Genomic DNA, 672 nt, shown 5'->3' on the forward strand with positions numbered 1-672 from the left:
GAGACGCATGAATCGAGCAGCGACAGTCAGGCGAAGCTGTTCCGCAAGAGTCGCAACACCGGCGCGATGCTTTGCTACATGGGGCACGTTCTCACGGACAACCGGCATGGCCTGGTGGTCAACGCGCAGGTGACGCAGGCCACCGGTACGGCCGAACGGGACGCGGCGGCCGACATGCTTGCTGATGCGGCGCGGCTTGCCGAGGTGCCGATTACGGTGGGGGCCGACAAGAATTACGACACGGCCGGATTCGTGGCGACGTGTCGCGCCAATCGCGTGACGCCGCATGTCGCGCAAAACGACGCGCGTGCTGGCGGCTCGGCCATCGACGGGCGCACGACACGTTGGGCGGGCTACACCGTCAGTCAGCGCAAGCGCAAATGTATCGAGCAGGTGTTTGGCTGGGGCAAGACGATTGGCCGGATTCGGCCGGTCATGTGTCGCGGGCGAGAGCGAGTCGAGCAGTTGTTTCTGCTGACGCAAGCGGCCTACAACCTCACGCGCATGCGAACACTCGCGGCGAAAGCGGCATAGAGGCCAAAGTCGGCGAGGAAACGACATCGAATCGGCCCGAATTAAGGAAATTCAGCATCAAATCGACACCCCCAAGTCGGCGCAGCAGCTCTTGAGAAAGCTACCGTCGCGCTGCGAGGGGGATACTTCAACAGCCTG

The 672-nt window shown here is 62.9% G+C and carries 1 protein-coding gene; it reads left to right on the plus strand.

What is annotated here, in order from left to right; genetic code table 11:
- The coding region (locus MMB74_RS27335; RefSeq protein ID WP_277431716.1) for a transposase at window positions 1-534 on the plus strand (534 nt) is incomplete at its 5' end.
- Window positions 535-672: the final 138 nt, after the last annotated feature.

Source organism: Trinickia sp. Y13 (assembly GCF_029522115.1).
Taxonomy (GTDB): Bacteria; Pseudomonadota; Gammaproteobacteria; order Burkholderiales; family Burkholderiaceae; genus Trinickia.